The organism is uncultured Tateyamaria sp., assembly GCF_947497045.1.
Lineage (GTDB): Bacteria > Pseudomonadota > Alphaproteobacteria > Rhodobacterales > Rhodobacteraceae > Tateyamaria.
In genome coordinates this window covers 1-16,636 of record NZ_CANMEU010000002.1, presented here as the reverse complement: position 1 = coordinate 16,636, position 16,636 = coordinate 1, and the positions used below count along the sequence as shown (strand labels likewise).

18 protein-coding genes and 2 tRNA genes are annotated in these 16,636 nt (G+C 59.0%); 5 read left to right on the top strand and 15 right to left on the bottom strand.

The window, feature by feature from the left end; all coding sequences use genetic code 11:
• Nucleotides 1–2: 2 nt before the first annotated feature.
• The 9 genes from Q0859_RS03535 to Q0859_RS03495 all read right to left on the bottom strand — a co-directional run bounded on the left by Q0859_RS03535 (nt 3) and on the right by Q0859_RS03495 (nt 8,327).
• Nucleotides 3–935 (bottom strand): branched-chain amino acid ABC transporter permease, encoded by a 933-nt coding sequence (locus Q0859_RS03535; RefSeq protein WP_299147582.1) that lies wholly within the window; start codon nt 933–935, stop codon nt 3–5.
• Entirely contained in the window at nt 935–1,786 is an 852-nt protein-coding gene (locus Q0859_RS03530) for a branched-chain amino acid ABC transporter permease (protein ID WP_299147570.1), read from the bottom strand. The genes Q0859_RS03535 and Q0859_RS03530 overlap by 1 nt, the downstream gene beginning before the upstream one ends.
• Before the next feature lie 66 nt (nt 1,787–1,852).
• The gene (locus Q0859_RS03525) at nt 1,853–2,326 is read right to left on the bottom strand and encodes a nuclear transport factor 2 family protein (protein ID WP_299147568.1); all 474 of its coding nucleotides are present in this window, start codon (nt 2,324–2,326) and stop codon (nt 1,853–1,855) included.
• A 92-nt stretch (nt 2,327–2,418) separates the two neighbouring features.
• The gene (locus Q0859_RS03520) at nt 2,419–3,234 is read right to left on the bottom strand and encodes a PEP/pyruvate-binding domain-containing protein (RefSeq protein ID WP_299147566.1); all 816 of its coding nucleotides are present in this window, start codon (nt 3,232–3,234) and stop codon (nt 2,419–2,421) included.
• Entirely contained in the window at nt 3,227–3,937 is a 711-nt protein-coding gene (locus tag Q0859_RS03515; RefSeq protein ID WP_299147564.1) for a cyclase family protein, read from the bottom strand. The genes Q0859_RS03520 and Q0859_RS03515 overlap by 8 nt, the downstream gene beginning before the upstream one ends.
• 49 nt (nt 3,938–3,986) lie before the next feature.
• Complete coding sequence (locus Q0859_RS03510) at nt 3,987–5,717, bottom strand: PEP-utilizing enzyme (protein WP_299147562.1); 1,731 nt, start codon at nt 5,715–5,717, stop codon at nt 3,987–3,989.
• Between the two features lie 378 nt (nt 5,718–6,095).
• On the bottom strand, nt 6,096–6,782 hold the full coding sequence (locus tag Q0859_RS03505; protein WP_299147560.1) for a phosphoglycerate mutase family protein: 687 nt from the start codon (nt 6,780–6,782) through the stop codon (nt 6,096–6,098).
• Between the two features lie 45 nt (nt 6,783–6,827).
• Complete coding sequence (locus Q0859_RS03500; RefSeq protein ID WP_299147559.1) at nt 6,828–7,547, bottom strand: GntR family transcriptional regulator; 720 nt, start codon at nt 7,545–7,547, stop codon at nt 6,828–6,830.
• Between the two features lie 375 nt (nt 7,548–7,922).
• The gene (locus Q0859_RS03495; RefSeq protein ID WP_299147557.1) at nt 7,923–8,327 is read right to left on the bottom strand and encodes a SufE family protein; all 405 of its coding nucleotides are present in this window, start codon (nt 8,325–8,327) and stop codon (nt 7,923–7,925) included.
• A 133-nt stretch (nt 8,328–8,460) separates the two neighbouring features.
• Here Q0859_RS03495 and Q0859_RS03490 point away from each other — a divergent pair, with 133 nt between their 5' ends.
• The gene (locus Q0859_RS03490; protein ID WP_299147555.1) at nt 8,461–9,000 is read left to right on the top strand and encodes a hypothetical protein; all 540 of its coding nucleotides are present in this window, start codon (nt 8,461–8,463) and stop codon (nt 8,998–9,000) included.
• Nucleotide 9,001: 1 nt separating this feature from the next.
• Here the strand turns inward: Q0859_RS03490 and rnd are convergent, their stop codons facing one another.
• The 3 genes from rnd to purM all read right to left on the bottom strand — a co-directional run bounded on the left by rnd (nt 9,002) and on the right by purM (nt 11,867).
• Nucleotides 9,002–10,165 carry a ribonuclease D gene (gene rnd / locus Q0859_RS03485; RefSeq protein WP_299147553.1) on the bottom strand — a complete coding sequence of 388 codons (1,164 nt, stop codon included), beginning with the start codon at nt 10,163–10,165 and terminating at the stop codon, nt 9,002–9,004.
• A 68-nt stretch (nt 10,166–10,233) separates the two neighbouring features.
• Nucleotides 10,234–10,824, bottom strand: coding sequence for a phosphoribosylglycinamide formyltransferase (gene purN / locus Q0859_RS03480; protein WP_299147550.1), 591 nt, complete (start codon nt 10,822–10,824; stop codon nt 10,234–10,236).
• On the bottom strand, nt 10,821–11,867 hold the full coding sequence (gene purM / locus Q0859_RS03475) for a phosphoribosylformylglycinamidine cyclo-ligase (RefSeq protein WP_299147548.1): 1,047 nt from the start codon (nt 11,865–11,867) through the stop codon (nt 10,821–10,823). The genes purN and purM overlap by 4 nt, the downstream gene beginning before the upstream one ends.
• 194 nt (nt 11,868–12,061) lie before the next feature.
• On the opposite strand from purM, the gene Q0859_RS03470 reads away from it, so the two are divergent.
• Both Q0859_RS03470 and Q0859_RS03465 read left to right on the top strand, forming a co-directional pair.
• Complete coding sequence (locus Q0859_RS03470) at nt 12,062–13,153, top strand: porin (RefSeq protein ID WP_299147545.1); 1,092 nt, start codon at nt 12,062–12,064, stop codon at nt 13,151–13,153.
• 45 nt (nt 13,154–13,198) lie between these two features.
• Nucleotides 13,199–13,275: transfer RNA gene (locus tag Q0859_RS03465), tRNA-Ile, on the top strand.
• A 13-nt stretch (nt 13,276–13,288) separates the two neighbouring features.
• Here the strand turns inward: Q0859_RS03465 and Q0859_RS03460 are convergent.
• Nucleotides 13,289–13,735 (bottom strand): DUF4442 domain-containing protein, encoded by a 447-nt coding sequence (locus tag Q0859_RS03460; RefSeq protein ID WP_299147543.1) that lies wholly within the window; start codon nt 13,733–13,735, stop codon nt 13,289–13,291.
• Between the two features lie 81 nt (nt 13,736–13,816).
• A complete protein-coding gene (locus Q0859_RS03455) occupies nt 13,817–15,136 on the bottom strand; it encodes an ATP-binding protein (protein WP_299147540.1) in 1,320 nt (439 codons plus the stop codon).
• Between the two features lie 66 nt (nt 15,137–15,202).
• On the opposite strand from Q0859_RS03455, the gene Q0859_RS03450 reads away from it, so the two are divergent.
• Nucleotides 15,203–16,123, top strand: coding sequence for an MBL fold metallo-hydrolase (locus tag Q0859_RS03450; protein ID WP_299147538.1), 921 nt, complete (start codon nt 15,203–15,205; stop codon nt 16,121–16,123).
• A gap of 71 nt (nt 16,124–16,194) precedes the next feature.
• Nucleotides 16,195–16,269, top strand: a tRNA-Asn gene (locus Q0859_RS03445).
• 126 nt (nt 16,270–16,395) lie between these two features.
• On the opposite strand, the gene Q0859_RS03440 is transcribed toward Q0859_RS03445, so the two are convergent.
• Nucleotides 16,396–16,636: hypothetical protein (locus Q0859_RS03440; protein ID WP_299147535.1), on the bottom strand; the 241-nt coding region annotated here is incomplete at its 5' end.

Genomic DNA, 16,636 nt, shown 5'->3' with positions numbered 1-16,636 from the left:
GCTCAGCCCTCCTTGACCGCTGTGTCATTGGCGGGGGCGGCATCGGCACGCGCACGATGGCGGGGACGGTCCTCGCCCAGCATACCCGCTGGACGGAACATGATGATCATCACCAAAAGGACGCCATAGCAGAACAGTTTGAAGTTCGGCAGCATGATGGCCTGTTCGGCAGGCACCGGGGCGTAGGTCTCTATGAGGATGTCAAACAGCCCGAAGGTGGCGAAGACCCCGATCATCGCACCCAGATTATGGCTCTTGCCGCCAAGAACCAGCGCAATCCAGACCGCGAAGGTCAACGATGGCGCAAGATGGTAGGGAACCAGAAACTGATGCAGTGGTGCCGTCAGCCCCCCAAGAAGGCCCATCAATGCGCAAGTGACCACGAACACCGTCCGTTTGGTGCCTGCTGTATCCTTGCCCAGACTGGCCGCGAGTTCCTCGTTGTCGCGGATCGCAATCATCATACGGCCCATGCGGCTGTCGCGCAGCTTGGCCGAAACCCATATCAGCGCCACAACCACCGCCAGCAGCACGCCAAAATAGACAACGTTGCGCGATGCAAGATCGCCGAACGGAAACCCGATGGTTCCAAGGCCCTGGACCCCATTTGTCAGCTGCTTTTCGGTAACCACCAGCGTGGCCACCATCGCAGCAAAAGCCAGTGTCGCGGCGAGTATGGCCTGCCCACTGCGTTGCAGCACCATCGACGCCAGCACATAAGACACCACCGCCACGATAAGCGACGCAACAATGATCGCAGGCACGAGCGGGACATCATAGCTGACATAGAGAACCCCCGTTCCATAAAGGCCCAGCCCCCAGAAACCCACGACACCGAAATTCGGGATACCAAGAAGGCCAAATTGCACGTGCAGGAGTTGTGCCAACCCGATGTAGACAAGCATCAGCGAGAAGGAGAAGATCAGGTAGTCCATTATGCTGTCCTCGCGCCGCGGAAGGTCAGAACCCCGATAAACGCCATGAGCAGGGCCACTTCGGAATAAAGCGGTTTGGTGACCAATGTGATGAAAGCGGTCAGAACACCGGCCACAACGGCGGCGATCACAGCCCCGCGGACGCTGCCGATACCGGCCACGATGGTCACCAGCATGGTGATCAGAATGACGTTCCAACCCATATAGGGTGTCACCTGTGCGAAGACGCCGGAAAAGACACCCGACAACCCGCCCGCGCATCCGGCAATGAACCAGATGGCCACGGACGTGCGGTGCGGGTTGATCCCGCTTGCCATTGCCAGATCATGGTTGTTGGCAAGCCCGCGCATCTGCTCGCCAAGGCCCGTGTTGTAGATCATCCAATAGAGGACGCCCGCACCAACAAAGACCAGCACCAAAGCGACCAGTTGCAGGTTCGAGGCCCCCAGCCCCATGAACTGCATGTAGGTGATATTGGGCTCATTCAGGAACAGGTTCTCGGGTCCGACCACGAGGATCAGCCCGTAGCGCAGCATGAACGACACCCCGACAGACAGGATGATCATCTCTGTCGGTCCGACGCCACGGTTCAGGGCGGGGCGGAAAATCGCGAGGTAAACTGCCACACTCAGGCAGCCCGACAACAGCATCGATGGCACGATAGACAGATAGAAATGCGCCCCAAGCACTACATTGAACAAGACCGCGAAGTATGCACCGAAGGTGATGCTTTCTGCATAGGCGATGTTCATAAAGCCATTGAGATAGAAGATCAGCGTAAAGCCCATCGCCGCCAGAATGAGGGGCGAGGCTTCCAAGAGGCCGATAAAGATGGCGTCGATCAAGAGCATCCCAGGCAGTTCCTTTTCATCGATCCGCGGTGCCGCATGCCCGTCCGGGGCATGCAACCTTTTCCGCTACTCAGCAAATTTCATATCGGCAGGATCGAATGTGGTGACCTGCGCGTACATCAGCCCGTCACGTGTGACGTAGGCGTCGCCCCCCTTGTAGGGTTCGGCCAACCAGTCCGCTTCGACCCGCCAGGACACGTTCACGGTGTCACCGACGGTCTTCACCTTTTCGGCGATAAAGGTCGCACCCAGAAAGCCGCCCTCTTCGCGCGGCGTGCAGAACCCGGCAAAGACATCACCAATCGCAGCGCGGCCCTCGACCCAGACACCGTTGGGAAGGATGAACAGAACTTCTTCGGGGTATTGCGCCATCAGCCTGTCCCAATCGCAGGCATTCAGCGCATCGATATGTTCGAAGGTCACGCGCTCGGCGTTGGGCTGCATCACGAGTGCTGGCAATGTGGGGCCATGTGTCTCTGCCAATGCCGATAGTGGAACAAGCGCCAGAATTGCCGCTGCAAACAGTTTTTGAACGTCCATAGATCAGTCTCCTCCGTTATGTACCCATCGCCCCGCACGGTTTCGATCCATTCGGGAACCGCGTAGTCCTTCTGGCCCTTAAGCCTATGCGCTCACGCCGTGATCGGCCGGGATTGCAACAAAAAGACATCGTTCTGGAAGATCGCCCATTCGACGTCCTGCGGCTTGCCGTAGTGAGTCTCCAACTGCACGGCGAGTTCCGATATCCGGGTCAGCTCCGCTTGTGTCAGAACACCGCCATGTGGGATTTGTGATTTCTTTTCGCGGCCTTTTCGGTCAACAATATACTGGTCCGGCGTCACTTCACCCGAGACAACCTGCTCTCCGAGGCCATGCACCGCTTCGATCATCATCCTGTCCTTGCGGCGGGTGACGGGATGGTTCGAAAAGACCACCCCGGCCTTGTCGGCATCGACCATGTTCTGGATGACGACAGCCATGCGCAGGTCATCAAGCGAGCCCTTCTCGCCGCGATAGAACAGCGCACGCTCGGAAAAGAACGAGGCCCAGCAATCGATGACGCGCCTGCGTACATCCTCTGCGCCAGACACTTCCAGATAGGTTTCCTGCTGCCCGGCATAGCTCGCCGCTTCGCTGTCCTCGGCGCTGGCCGATGACCGGACCGCAACCATGCCACCGCCAAGTTCCGCGTAGGCATCCAGCACCGCCCGAGGCACGATGGCTGTTTCTTCCACCAGTTTGATAGCGGCGTAGTGGTCCCTGGCACGGGCAAATGCGCGCAGCTTTTCAGCATCGACACATGTCGCAAGAACATCTGCGGGCACGGCGAAACCACCGGGCACCGGCAAACCCTGTTGCGTCATTGACGCAAGGCTCGCCCCCTTGCCGCCTGCATTTGCAACCTCACAGCAGGCCGGTTCGGAAAACCAGATCACGTGTTCACTCATCGATCATTCCCACGGCACGTACCGGGGCCCCTGTTGTGCCGACCCATTTCACTGGAAAGACCGAAAGCTTGAACCCATGCGGCGGCAGATCGCCAAGGTTCACAAGGTTCTCGATATGCCAGTAAGGGTCCGTTTGCATGACCTTGTGGGCAAGCCAGAATTTCCTCGTCTCGAACATGGCCCAGATCGGCGGGTCGTAGGTTGGTGCGTCGATGCCTGTCACCCGGCAGTCCTGATCGATCAGCCACTTGGTGGCTTCTGCCGACATGCCCACATGATCCGTGAGATAGCGATCTTCGTCGTTATAGTCTGACGCGCCCGTCCGGATCAGCACGATATCGCGCGGCTTGATCTTATAGCCGATCCTGGACAGCGCCCTTTCCATATCCGGCACGGTGATCGCCGTGCCGTAGTCGAGGTGACGGAAATCGAGCACAACCCCGTCCCCAAAGCAGTATTCAAGCGGTATGCCCTCCGGCCCGGGTGAATTTTCGTGCCCCATATGCTTGATGGCATCAATATGGGTGCCCGCATGATCACTCAGGGTCACCGCGTAATGGGCCGTCAGATGGTCTTCGCCATATTCGTTGGCACCGATCCCTGCGGCAAATTCCGACCAGGATTCCTTCATCTCCATCCGCAATTTCTCAATGCGCGGAAACAACTTCATCTCGGCATGAACCGGCATCGATAGATCTATCATGCGAGGTGCCATGAGAGGTATCCTTGCTTGGGCGAAAGACTGCTGCGGATCAGTTCAGGATTTCAACAACACCGGTCGTGCCGTTCACACGCAGCGTGTCGCCGGTCTTGATATCTTTGGTCGCAACCGAGGTTCCGACAACGGCTGGCAAACCAAATTCGCGCGACACCACGGCCGAATGCGAGGTCGTCCCGCCAGCATCCGTCACAAGGCCAGAAATCTGAGTAAACAGAACGACCCAGGCCGGGTTGGTCATACGGCAGACAAGGATTTCGCCCTCTTGCACCGTGTGGAACTGGTCGAGCGAGGTAATCACGCGGGCCTTCGCCTCGATCACGCCCGGACTGGCCGCCAGCCCGGTGATTTCACCTGCCTTGGTTGGTGGCTCACGATAGAACCGCTCGGGAAAGCCCCACAGACCGGCATAAGGGAAGTCAAGCGCCTCTTGCGTGACAGTGCCAAGCCAGTCGGGTGGCCGTTTTTGAGTTGCTTCCTCATGTTCGTCGCGCCGATCCGAGACGATCTCGCGCGCGTCATAGGCGTCTTTGTCCCCTACCAGCGCCCGCAATTCGTTATAGCGCAGGAAATTGATGTCTTCCTTGTCGTCCAGTATATCCATCTCGACCATCTTGTTGCCGATGGCGATCAGCACGGTACGCAGACGTGCGTTTGTGCCCTGATCGATGTAGAAATGGTGATCCGGCGTCAGCGGGTTCATCTTCAATGACTGGTCAAGTGCGGCTTGCAGCTTGTCTGCCGCTTCGCCCTGAACGCCTTGCATGCATTCGGCGATGGCGGCCTTCAGGTCATCTTCGACTTCCTTGATCGTCTTGGGATAGTCGTAGTCCGACACGACATAGCCGCGCACCGCCTCGATCGCCGGCCCCGGATTTTCCATCCAAAGCGGGAACATCGTCTCATGGCTCCACAAGGCCTTATGACCGAATTCTTCCAGATAGGGCTCCAGCATGTCCGTGACAAAGGCTTTTCCGTCAGCGGAGCCTTGCAGCGTTTCCATCACGTCCGCCGCGGTGAACCCTTTGAAGGCACCCATCAGCGTCCCGTTCGCCTTCACGGCCTCTTTCATCTTCCAAAGGGCCTCGACCGAGTCCCAGTTGCGATCCTTGACCGAACTCTGCAGACGTCCCTTCAAGGCAGGGTCGGCATCGGGCTTGAATTCGTCAATCGCGCCGTTCAGCGCCATCGTGGCAGAGAACTGGGCAAAGTTCAGCATCCAGTGAATTTTCCAGTGTCGGTCATGGATATCGATGGTGTCTTCGAGCAGAACCGCCAGTGACGTCAGACTTGCGCCCGCTTTGTCAAACCCATCAATGTAGGCGAAATTCGTCTTCATCTCGGGCAGAATGCGGTCATTCCACCAGTCCAGGAAATTTTCGGCGTAGTGAGGCAGCACGTTGCCCAGATAAGCCCCGATCTTGCCTGCATATTCTTCGTCTCTTGGAACCCGTGGGACATACCGGTTTTGATATTCCGTCGCCTCGACATGAATGCCGGGCGTGGCTGGCAGCGCCGCCGTATAAAGGTAGCCATTCACGTTTTTGGCGATCCAGTCACTTGCAAAAGGCGTTCCGAACCGTCGGAACATATGGTCGCAGGTCAGCCACCATCCACCAATGTCAAAGAACATCGGCGACAGTGGATTGGGGCAATGCAGATCATCAAGGATCCAGAAAAGGTCACCCTCACCTGTATCCCATGCCACAGGGAAATCGTCCGAACCCAGATTTTGGCCCAGCACCTTTGTTTCATCCAAACCCATGATGTCCTCCCAGAGAGCTCGCAGCGTTCCACTCGTGAATTTCGAAAGCATAAGCAGCGATCATATTTTAAGTCAAGCGATTATCGATAATTCATTATCCATACATCTGACACTCAGATCATCCACACGAACACGCTCTAACAAATTGACTTACATGCATTAAATTGGACACCACTATGGAGCGGGCGCGTTCAATTTTCTGCACCTGCATTGGTAGTTTTTCGATTTCCAAGAGATTTCGGCATGTTCCGGCCACACCCTTTTGGGGTGTCACAGAGTGTCAAACACAACAGAATGCGGCAATGAGCAAAGCGATCGCATTCTGATTGCCAAACCAATGGTTTTAGCAATGCAAAACAGTTGCCGCTTCTGTTGCACCTACTCAGGAAGAAGCGGCAAGGTTCCCACGTGATCACGGAACCGATAGGCCATACCGTCCCGAGACACCTCAAGCACGATCTCTTCGACCCAGTTCGGCTCTCCGGTGTCAACACGGCCCAGACCTTCCAGCAGGATCGCACGCATCACCGGCGAATGGGTGACGCAGGCAACCACAAGGTCGGACTGGTCAGGCGCCGCCAGAAAGCTTTGCGCGAACTGCAACACCCGCTTGGCAACCGCCGCTGCGTTCTCGCCGGGTGGGTTTTTGCTGAATAGCCAGTATTCGATGCGATCTGGCGCGGTCAGAAAGCCATCATAAAACGTCTGGCCCCGCACAGCCTTTGGCGTCATCTCGAAATAGGCGCATTGCGATGCAAAGAATTCCGCCTTGGACCCCAGTTCCACACGCGAACCAGCCAGATAGACATCAGGATTACGCAGGCCCCAGGCGGGTTTTACCTCGGGTGCGCCAGGGTCGATCGCAGCCCGCAGCGCCTCGGCCGTCTGACGCGACCGATGGGTCTTGGTCGCCAAAAACAGAAATTTGCTGTTTGCAGAGGCCAGTTTTCGCAGCCGTGGCACCGCCGCTTCAATGTCGGGGCTTGAATCCTCGGTCAGCGGCATATCGCCCTCGTGCGACGGCACTTTCGCATGTCGCAGGAACGCAAGTGTCACTTTACGCATCACAAAATACCACCATGCTCGGAAATCCCGGAACCCTGCCCGCGCCTAACCGGTGCGCGCCGTTGGCGCAGCGGGGTAATCCACTGAAGCGGTCTGACGGTCCGGATCGGTCGTGCCCTGCTTGCTGTCGAAAATGTTCTTCATCACCTCGCCAAAGGCCTCGACGTGATTGCGCATCTCCGCCCCGCACCGCTCCGGGTTGCCTTCACGCAACGCCTCGATGATGGGGTCGTGCCAGTCCGCAAGGTCAAGGTCGGGGACCCGCGCCATGAGATTGCTCAGGGTCACATAGGTCCGCGCCTCAATCATCAGCGAGCCCCATGTCTCGATCAGAATCTGGTTGCCGGTGGCTTCCATGATGGTGCGATGGAATTGCACATCCCAATGAGCCATCTTGCGCGCATCTTTCATCTTGAACGCCTTGGTCATCCGCTCGACAGCACGTTCCAGCTCGCCCAGATGGGGCTTTGCATTTTCCGCGGCAAGCCGCCCTGCCAGTTCTTCAAGGCTTGCGCGCACCGGATAGATTTCGAGTATCTCGCGCTCCTCAACCCGCCGGACCCGCGCACCTTTATGCGGGACAACCTCTACGAACCGCATCGCGACCATGTCGCGCAGGGCCTCTCTGACCGGTGACTGGCTGATACCCATACGCTTGGCAATTTGCGATTCAACAAGCCGATCTCCTGGTTTATATCGACCGGACAAGATATCATCGAGGAGCTCCTCCTTGACCTGTTCGCTTAAGACGACTCTTTGAATCACGGCGCGTTCCCCTGGCTAAAGGAGCAATCCGGAAGCTTCATCGTGACACACAAACGGCGAACACAATCACGCCCGAAAAGCAGATATTGGTCTTGAACGTAAAAGTCCCCCACCAGATTGTCAACGATTATCGATTAACGCTTAGGCACCTGTTATTGCGGCTTTTCGAAACCCTTTGACCGCGCCGGGATCTTCACAGCAACCCGTGGCATGGCCCGGACACGTCTTGCAAAGGCCCTCGGAAAACACGCCATCACGCAGACCTCGGCACTCGACTGAAAGACGCAGGGATACAGGTGATATTCACGTCCGGCAACGGATGCGCATTTCTGGGCAGGCCGCGCGGGAGAGGTCTCTTTCACCCATCCAAGGCCCCTACTCTGCCGCGACCAGCCTGATCCGCTCGATCATCGCACGCAATCCGTTTGAGCGTTGTGCCGACAAATGATCGTTCAAACCCAGCCGCACCATTTCGGCGCGCGCATCCACGGCCAGCACCTCTGCCGGGGTCAACCCGTTGTAGAGATTCCGCAGGACAGCGATCAGCCCGTTCACGATCATCGCGTCACTTTCACCGTCAAAATGAAACCTGCCATCCTCGATCACCGGATGCAGCCACACCTGGCTCGCGCACCCATCGACCTTGGTGGCAGGCACCTTCAGCGCATCAGGCAACGGGTCCATCGCCTTGCCCTGTTCAATGACATGGCGATACCGGTCCTCCCAGTCCTCCAGAAACTCAAAGTCCTCTACGATCTCTTCGAATGCGGCAGTTGCCATCGGGGCCTCACGGTTTTGCTGTCCCACCGGACCTAGGGGCGCGCGGCCCAAACGTCCAGCCCGGCAATGTATGCTTTTCAAGCGGAGCGAGTTCGGCTACCACATTCCCATAAAAACAGGACACGAGCAGACCATGCGCCTCAGAACCGTTTCGCTTTTCGTTGCATTGATCGCACTGACCGCCTGCGGGGCAGTGCGCGACAGCCGGGTCAACCCCTTTAACTGGTTTGGCCAAAGCCGGTCGCAACCCGTCCAACGCTCCGAAGAACCCAAAGAGGTGAACCCGCTGATACCCGTTGATCGCGGCCCCGGCCTGTTCGCCAGCCTGCGCCGTGGAAACGAGGAGTATTTCGGCACACCCATCGATCAGGTCAGCGAGTTGGTCATCGAACGTGTGCCCGGCGGGGCCATCGTGCGGGCTACAGCGATTGCGGATGTAGACAATGTCTATGACGTGCGTCTGATCCCGGCGAATGATGATCTGGAACCTGACGAGGACGGCGTTCTGGTCTATCAGGTCGAGGGGGTCCACCCCGAAGACCGCCGACGCACCACAACGCAGCGCCAGCGGACATTTGTGGTCGCTGACCGGATCACCGATCGCAAATTGGCTGATATCCGGTCCATCCGGGTCGAAGGCGGACGCAACGCACAAAGCAGCGCACGCCGCTAAGTCATTCGTCCAGATAGATAATCTTGACGTCAGCCCCTTGGGCTGTCAGGGCTACGCGTCCGTCGCACAAGCGCAACGCATCCTCGCCAAACACTTCCGACCGCCAGCCCCCGAGGGCCGCAACATCGCGCATCCCTGCGGCCAGCGCATCCAGATCCGCGGCAGAGGCAATCAATTTGGCCGCCACGCCTGCGCTTTCCGTCTTGGCCTTGAGCAGGACGCGCAGCAAGTCCGCCAGCGCCGGATTGACCTGTAGTTTTTCGCGGGACCGGTCCGGTTTGGGCATCGCCTCGGGGTCCATGTTCATCCCGCGCCTGACGGCCTCCAATATCCCATCCGCGATGTCGCCCTTGCGCGCCTCGCGCAGCAACAGGCGCGAGCGGCCCAGATCTTCGTAGGATTTCGGCTTATTACTGGCCAGTTCCACCAGCGCGTCGTCTTTGAACACCCGGTTGCGCGGCACGTTGCGCGATTGTGCGTGGGCCTCACGGAAGGCGGCAAGCTCTTGCACGATGGCGAGGAATTTGGGCGAAGACGTGCGCGTCTTGACCCGCTTCCACGCGTTCTCGGGTTTGACGATGTAGGTGTCGTGCGACAACAGCACCTGCAACTCTTCCTCGACCCACCGTGCCCGACCGCTTTCGGCCAGCTTGGCGGCGAGAAATTCATAGATCTGGCGCAGGTGGGTGACGTCTGCGATGGCGTATGTCTTTTGCGCATCGGTCAGCGGGCGGCGTGACCAGTCCGTGAAACGAGACGTCTTATCAAGAGGTTGCTTGGCAATCTTGCGCACAAGGGTCTCATAGCCCACCTGTTCGCCAAAGCCGCAGACCATCGCCGCCACCTGCGTGTCAAACAGCGGCGTCGGGAACACTTCGGCATCGACATAGAAAATTTCAAGGTCCTGACGGGCAGCGTGAAACACCTTGATCACGGATGTGTCGCGAAACAGCTCATAGAGCGGCTCAAGCGACAGCCCCCCGGCCAACGGGTCCACCAGCACCGCGTTGGACGCGTCTGTGCCCGGCATTGCCAATTGGATCAGACAGAGTTTGGAGTAATAGGTCCGTTCGCGCAGAAATTCGGTATCGACCGTGACATAATCGTGGGTGGCGGCCTCGCGGCAATAGGCGGCCAGTGCGTCAGTCGTGGTGATGGTTTTCATATGTAGCTTCTTGCTTTTGGGGCCTGCGCCATTGGGTGTTCGGGTCTACACCAATCCCCGCACAGTGACTAGAGCGTGAAAGGCGTCATGTTTCCATCCACAAAACGACGCAGTGCCGCGGGGTAAAGCGCATGTTCCTGCACAAGCACCCGTGCGGCCAGTGTTTCGGGCGTATCCCCCTCGATCACAGGAACCTTGGCTTGCCCCAGGACCGGCCCGTCATCCAAGGCGGGTGTGACCAGATGCACGGTACAACCATGCTCCGTGTCGCCGGCCGCAAGTGCGCGCGCATGCGTGTGCAACCCCTTGTATTTGGGCAATAACGAGGGGTGGATGTTCAGCATCCGCCCCTGCCATGGGGCGACAAAACCAGCCGTGAGCACCCGCATGAACCCCGCCAGACAGATGATATCAAGCCCGTGGGGCGCAAGGGCGGCGTCAAGGGCGCGCTCAAAGGCGGTGCGGTCTGGGCCAAAGGGGCGGTGATCGACCACTTCGGTCGCAATCCCCTGCCCGCGCGCCCACGCGATGCCGCTGGAGCCTGCGTTATTGGACAGCACCAGCGCCGGACACCCTCCATGATCGCGCGTCATGTCCTGCACAAGCGCGCGCATGTTCGACCCCCCGCCCGAGATGAAAATCCCGACCCGTTTGGTCACAAAAGCGCACCGGAATAGGTGACACCCTGACCCTGGACCACATCACCGATCCGGACCACATCCTGTCCTTCGGCCTCAAGCGCTGCGGTGACGGCCTCGACCGCGTCCGCGGCCACGACAACAACCATGCCGATGCCTGCGTTGAAGGTCTTGAGCATTTCGGCCTCGGCCATACCCCCCACTTGCGCCAGCCAGCCAAAGACGGGCGGCAAATTCCAAGCGTTCAGGTTGACCGTTACACCAAGCCCGTCCGGCAGCACGCGGGGCAGGTTTTCGGTCAGCCCGCCGCCGGTGATATGGGCGAAACCATGCACGCCGCCCGCCTTGATCGCCGCCAAGGCCGCTTTGACGTAAAGGCGCGTGGGGGTCAGCAGCGCTTCGCCCAATGTGCCGTCGCCCCAAGGGCACGTATCGTCCCAGGCCAGCCCCGAGGCCTCGACCACCCGGCGCACCAGCGAATAGCCGTTGGAATGCACCCCATCCGAGGCAAGGCCCAGCAACACATCCCCCGCAGCGACGCCTGCGGGCAAGGCCGTGCCCCGCTCCATCGCACCGACGGAAAAGCCCGCCAGATCAAAATCACCCGCCGGATACATGCCCGGCATCTCGGCCGTTTCGCCCCCGATCAATGCACAACCCGACGCCGCACAGCCCCGCGCAATCCCTTCAATGATGCGGGCGGCCTGATCAAGCTTCAGCTTGCCGGTCGCAAAGTAGTCGAGGAAAAACAAAGGTTCCGCACCCTGACAGACCAGATCATTGACGCACATGGCCACCAGATCGACACCCACGCCGTCCACATTGCCGGTGTCAATCGCAATGCGCAGCTTGGTGCCCACACCATCCGTGGCCGCCACCAGAACCGGATCGATAAAGCCCGCCGCCTTGAGGTCAAACAAGCCGCCAAAGCCGCCAAGACCCGAGGCCACACCGGCCCGCGTCGTTGCCGCTGCCGCCGGTTTGATCCGGTCGACCAGCGCGTTGCCCGCGTCAATATCGACGCCCGCATCGGCATAGGTCATTCCAGTCTTGTGCTCGCTCATGTGCATACTCCCAAGGTCATGCGCCCCATATCGCGAACTCGGGCGCGGTTGCAAAAGGAAATACACGTGTGCGGGCGTATTACGAGAATATCACAAAACAGGCATCTGTTGCGCAGCCGGCCGACATTTGACTTTACAGAGGCGCGCCTTTCGGGCGTTCTTGAAACATGCTCTCTTTTTGAAAGGAATGTGCCATGCGCAACATCCTGTTGACCTGTCTCATCGGCCTCGCAACATCCACGCTCGGACCGACGCTGGCGTATGCTCAGGTCGTCAATATCGAAGATGGCGGGTTCAAGTTTACCTTTGGCGGCCAGATCAACCGCGGTGTGCTGTTCACCGATGACGGTGTCGAATCCAACGAATTCTGGGTCGATAACGATAACTCCTCGACCCGGCTGCGCTCCAGCATCTCCTATGATTTCGGGAACTATGTCATCGGGGGCAATGTCGAATATGAATTCGAATTCTCGTCTTCGAACGTGATCAGTCAACTCAATTCCGACGTCGGTTCATCCGTATCGAATGAACGCAAATTCGAAGTGTTCACACAGACCCCCTACGGCACCTTCACATACGGTCAGGGCGATGCAGCCTCCAACGGGATTGCAGAGATCGACACGTCCGGCACCTTCATCGGCAACCATTCGGCTGTGGGTCTGATTGCAGGCGGACAGATCCTGCGCACGGCCACCGACGACTTCAGCTCAAACGACATCGGCGATTTCTTTTCGAACTTCGACGGGATCACCCGGATCGAGAGGTTCCGCTATGACACGCCCACATTCGGTGGCGGCTTTGTGGCTTCGGCCTCGATCGGCGAAGACGACCAGAACGATATCGTGTTGCGCTACACCGGCAAGATGGGCGATTTTCGCATTCGCGGCGGGATCACCTTTGCCGAACTTGACGACACTGATCGGATCGCAGGCTCGGTCTCGGCCTTTCACGAGCCCACCGGCCTAAATGTCACCTTTGCCTCGGCGCAGGATGATCTGGACGTAGAGGGGCGCGATGATCCGGGCTATTACTACCTCAAGCTTGGCTATCAGCAAAAAGAGCTGCTGCCCTGGGGCAGTACATCCTTTGCGTTCGATTACTACGATGGCAGCGATCAGAACGTGAACGGAAGCGATTCTGAATCCTTCAGCCTTTTCGTGGTCCAGAAAGTCGACAAGTGGAACACCGAGTTTTACGCGGGCTACCGCACCTATGAGGTGTCCACCCCGGCAGAGGATTTTCAGGACACCGATGTGGTGTTCATCGGGTCCCGCTTTACCTTTTAAGGGGCGCTTGACACGTATCGCCCCGGTGGTATTCCAACCCTTGGCGGGCCTGTAGCTCAATTGGTTAGAGCAGAGCGCTCATAACGCTTTGGTTGCGGGTTCAAGTCCTGCCGGGCCTACCAACATATCCGCCCTCTACGCTTTGCGCACATGCCAGCCCACGGTCATGGTCACAACGGTGTCGCCTTCGGCGTTGCGAATATCGACATTGATGTCAAAGGCGACCTTGCCCACCTCATCGAACTCTTTGAGCAGGTCCGTGGCGGGGCGGTCTGTACTTGCATGCGCCTCAAGCCGCCCTTTGGCGATTTTTACATATGAAATGGCCGCCCCCGAAGCGACGGGGCGCGCCTGAAAGATCATCGGCCCGAAGGCCCCTGCTAGGGCAGCGCCTGATGCGGCCTCACCCAGAGTGAACATCGCACCTGCATGTTGGGACTGAATGTGGTTCGATGTCTCTTCGCGCTGATCCAGAGCGGTGATCCCGGTGCCATCGCCCACCTCGACCACTTCGACGCCGACATGGTTGGCAAAGGGCACAACCTGGCTCAGTTGCGCGCGGATCATCTCATAGGGGGTCATGGGGCGGGTTCCTTGCTTGGTCAGGACATCACTAAGATGGGCAATTGCGCCAGGCGCAAGCGTGCCGCTGCGGCACAAGGCTCAGCGCCCGATGACGATATCGGCACGCAAGCCGCCCAACTTCTCACTCCGGCCCAATCGCAGCACGCCGCCATGGGCGCGGGCGATATCAGTGGCAATGGCAAGGCCCAACCCCACGCCTGACCCTTTGTCCTGATTGCGCGCACTGTCGAGCCGGGTAAAGGGGCGCTGCGCATCCGCATAGTCGCCCTCGGGAATACCGGGGCCATCATCCTCGATCCTGAAGCGCAGGAACGTGTCAGTCAGACGCACCGATATCTCGGCCCGCGTCCCGTACCGCACCGCATTGCTGACCAGATTGTCGAGTGCGCGGCGAATGGCCATGACCCGCAATGGCATCTCGCCTGCACCCTCGCTTTCGACCAGCGTGACAGGTTGCCCCCCGCGTTGCGCATCCTCGACCAAGGTGCGCACCAGCGCGATCGGGTCCGTGTCCTGGGGATCATCTTCACTGTCGCCTTTGGCAAAGGACAAGAATGCGTCAATCATGCGCTGCATATCGTCCACATCCCGCTCCATGGGGATGCGTTCGTCATCCTCAAGCATCGACAGAGACAGTTTCATCCGGGTCAGAGGGGTGCGCAGATCGTGGCTGACCCCCGACAACATCAGCGTGCGTGTTTCAATCTGCCGCTCAATCCGGTTGCGCATGTCAACAAAGGCGGTACCCGCCGCGCGCAACTCGGTGGCCCCTGACGGGGAATAGGGCATCACCCTGCCCCGCCCGAACGCGTCCGCGGCACGCGCCAGTCGCTTGATCGGACGCAACTGATTGCGCAGAAAGATAAAGGCGACAATGGTCACAAGCACGCTGAAGAACAACATGTTGACGAACAGTTGGTGCGGGGCCGCGGCAGAGACGCGACGACGATCGAAACTCACCTCGACCGCCCCCATGGCCGTGTCCAGAACAAGACGCACCCGTCGGTCATTGGACAGATCCACCACTGCGACCTCGGGCACCGCATCCTCAAGCCGATCCGTGATCACGATACCGGAAAAGTCATACCACGCCCGCTTGTGCGGCTCATCCAGTGCAGCATCGGTAACAGGTGTGACGGTCATGGCAAGCGGGGTGGCCACAGGGGCGCTCGCCGTGGTGATCTCCGAGCGGCGCGGCGCACTTTCGATATTGGTCAGCACCAGACGTACCTCGCGCGCGGCCGCTTGCGACATTTGGTGTGAGACTTCCTCGAAATGCCGCTTTACAAACACGACCGAGACCACAAGCTGCACGACCACAACCGGCAGCAACAGGATAAGGGCGGCTCGGGCATAAATCCCGCGCGGCATGTAACGCTTGAGCCATTTGAACGACATGGGCGCGAACCTAGCGCCCCTGCCGGCGGGGTGAAAGACGCAAAGGTGAAAAGGGACGCCGCGAACATGCAAGTTGACGCCTTTGATCCCGTTCCGGGCAAGGTCGAGGACCTGGAGTCTGGCCTGCGCCGTATCGTGGCCCCCAACCCCTCGCCCATGACCTATCGCGGCACCAATACCTATCTGGTCGGCTCGCGTGATCTGGCAGTGGTTGATCCCGGCCCCGACGACCCGGCACATCTGGATGCGATCCTTGCGGCCTGCGGGCCGGATGCACGCATCACCCATATTGTCATCACGCACACCCATCTTGATCATGCCCCTCTCGCACGTGCCCTGTCCGCAGCGACCGGGGCACCGACCTTCGGGTTCGGACCAGCTACCGCAGGCCGCAGCGCGGTCATGGAGCACCTTGCCCAAACCGATCTGGTGGGCGGCGGCGAAGGCATCGACACCACCTTTGTGCCGGATCACGTTGTTGGCGACGGGGCACAGATCCGCGGCAGTGATTGGACGCTCGACGTCATCCACACCCCCGGCCATCTCGGCAATCATATCTGCCTGGGGATCGGGGATGCTTGCCTGACGGCCGATCACGTCATGGGTTGGGCCAGTTCACTGGTTTCGCCTCCGGACGGGGATCTGACGGACTTCATGGCCTCTTGTGACCACCTCAACAGCTGGCGCGATTGGCGGGTATTCTACCCCGGCCACGGCGCGCCGATCATGGACCCGCACGGGCGTCTTGACTGGTTGATCGCACACCGCCGCGCGCGCGAGGCGGCCATTCTTGAGGTCTTGCAAGCCGGCCCCGCCACTGCCGCTCAGATCGCGCGGGCGGTCTATACGGATACGCCGCCAACATTACTGGGGGCGGCCACACGAAACGTGCTGGCGCATCTTATTGACCTTGCAGGAAAATCCCGGGTCGCAACGCAAGGCGCACTGCATGCAGATGCCATTTTCGAGGCGACGGGGCCGCGATAAACTTTTTTCCCGATCAGAGGCGCAAACCCTCTGGACGAGGTGAATCAGCATTGCTATACGCCTCAAACCGTTCCGGCGTAGCTCAGCGGTAGAGCAGTTGACTGTTAATCAATTGGTCGTAGGTTCGATCCCTACCGCCGGAGCCATTTTTCCACGTAGCAACAAAGTATTACTCACTGTGGTGCGCCGTGGGAAATCGTATTTTGGATCTACGGAAGCACTGTGGAAGCAACGTAACCAAGAAATACACACACTGCGGCCTTCCACTTCTGTCACACGTATATCGCACTTGCCGCAGCAATCAGACAACCCGGGTTCCTTGGTTTCGAATACAAGAAATGAGCAAGGCCGCATAGCAGCCGCCCGACATCTTCTGTCCGGGCTTGAAGACGGGCAGGATTTTCAAAGAAATTGTTTGCAACACAAAGGTTAGGTGCGCGCCGTTTCAAACCACCAATGACAGTCGGTTTTCCGCCATTCTGATCCGGGCCTGGACACCCCAATCGAAAGGTA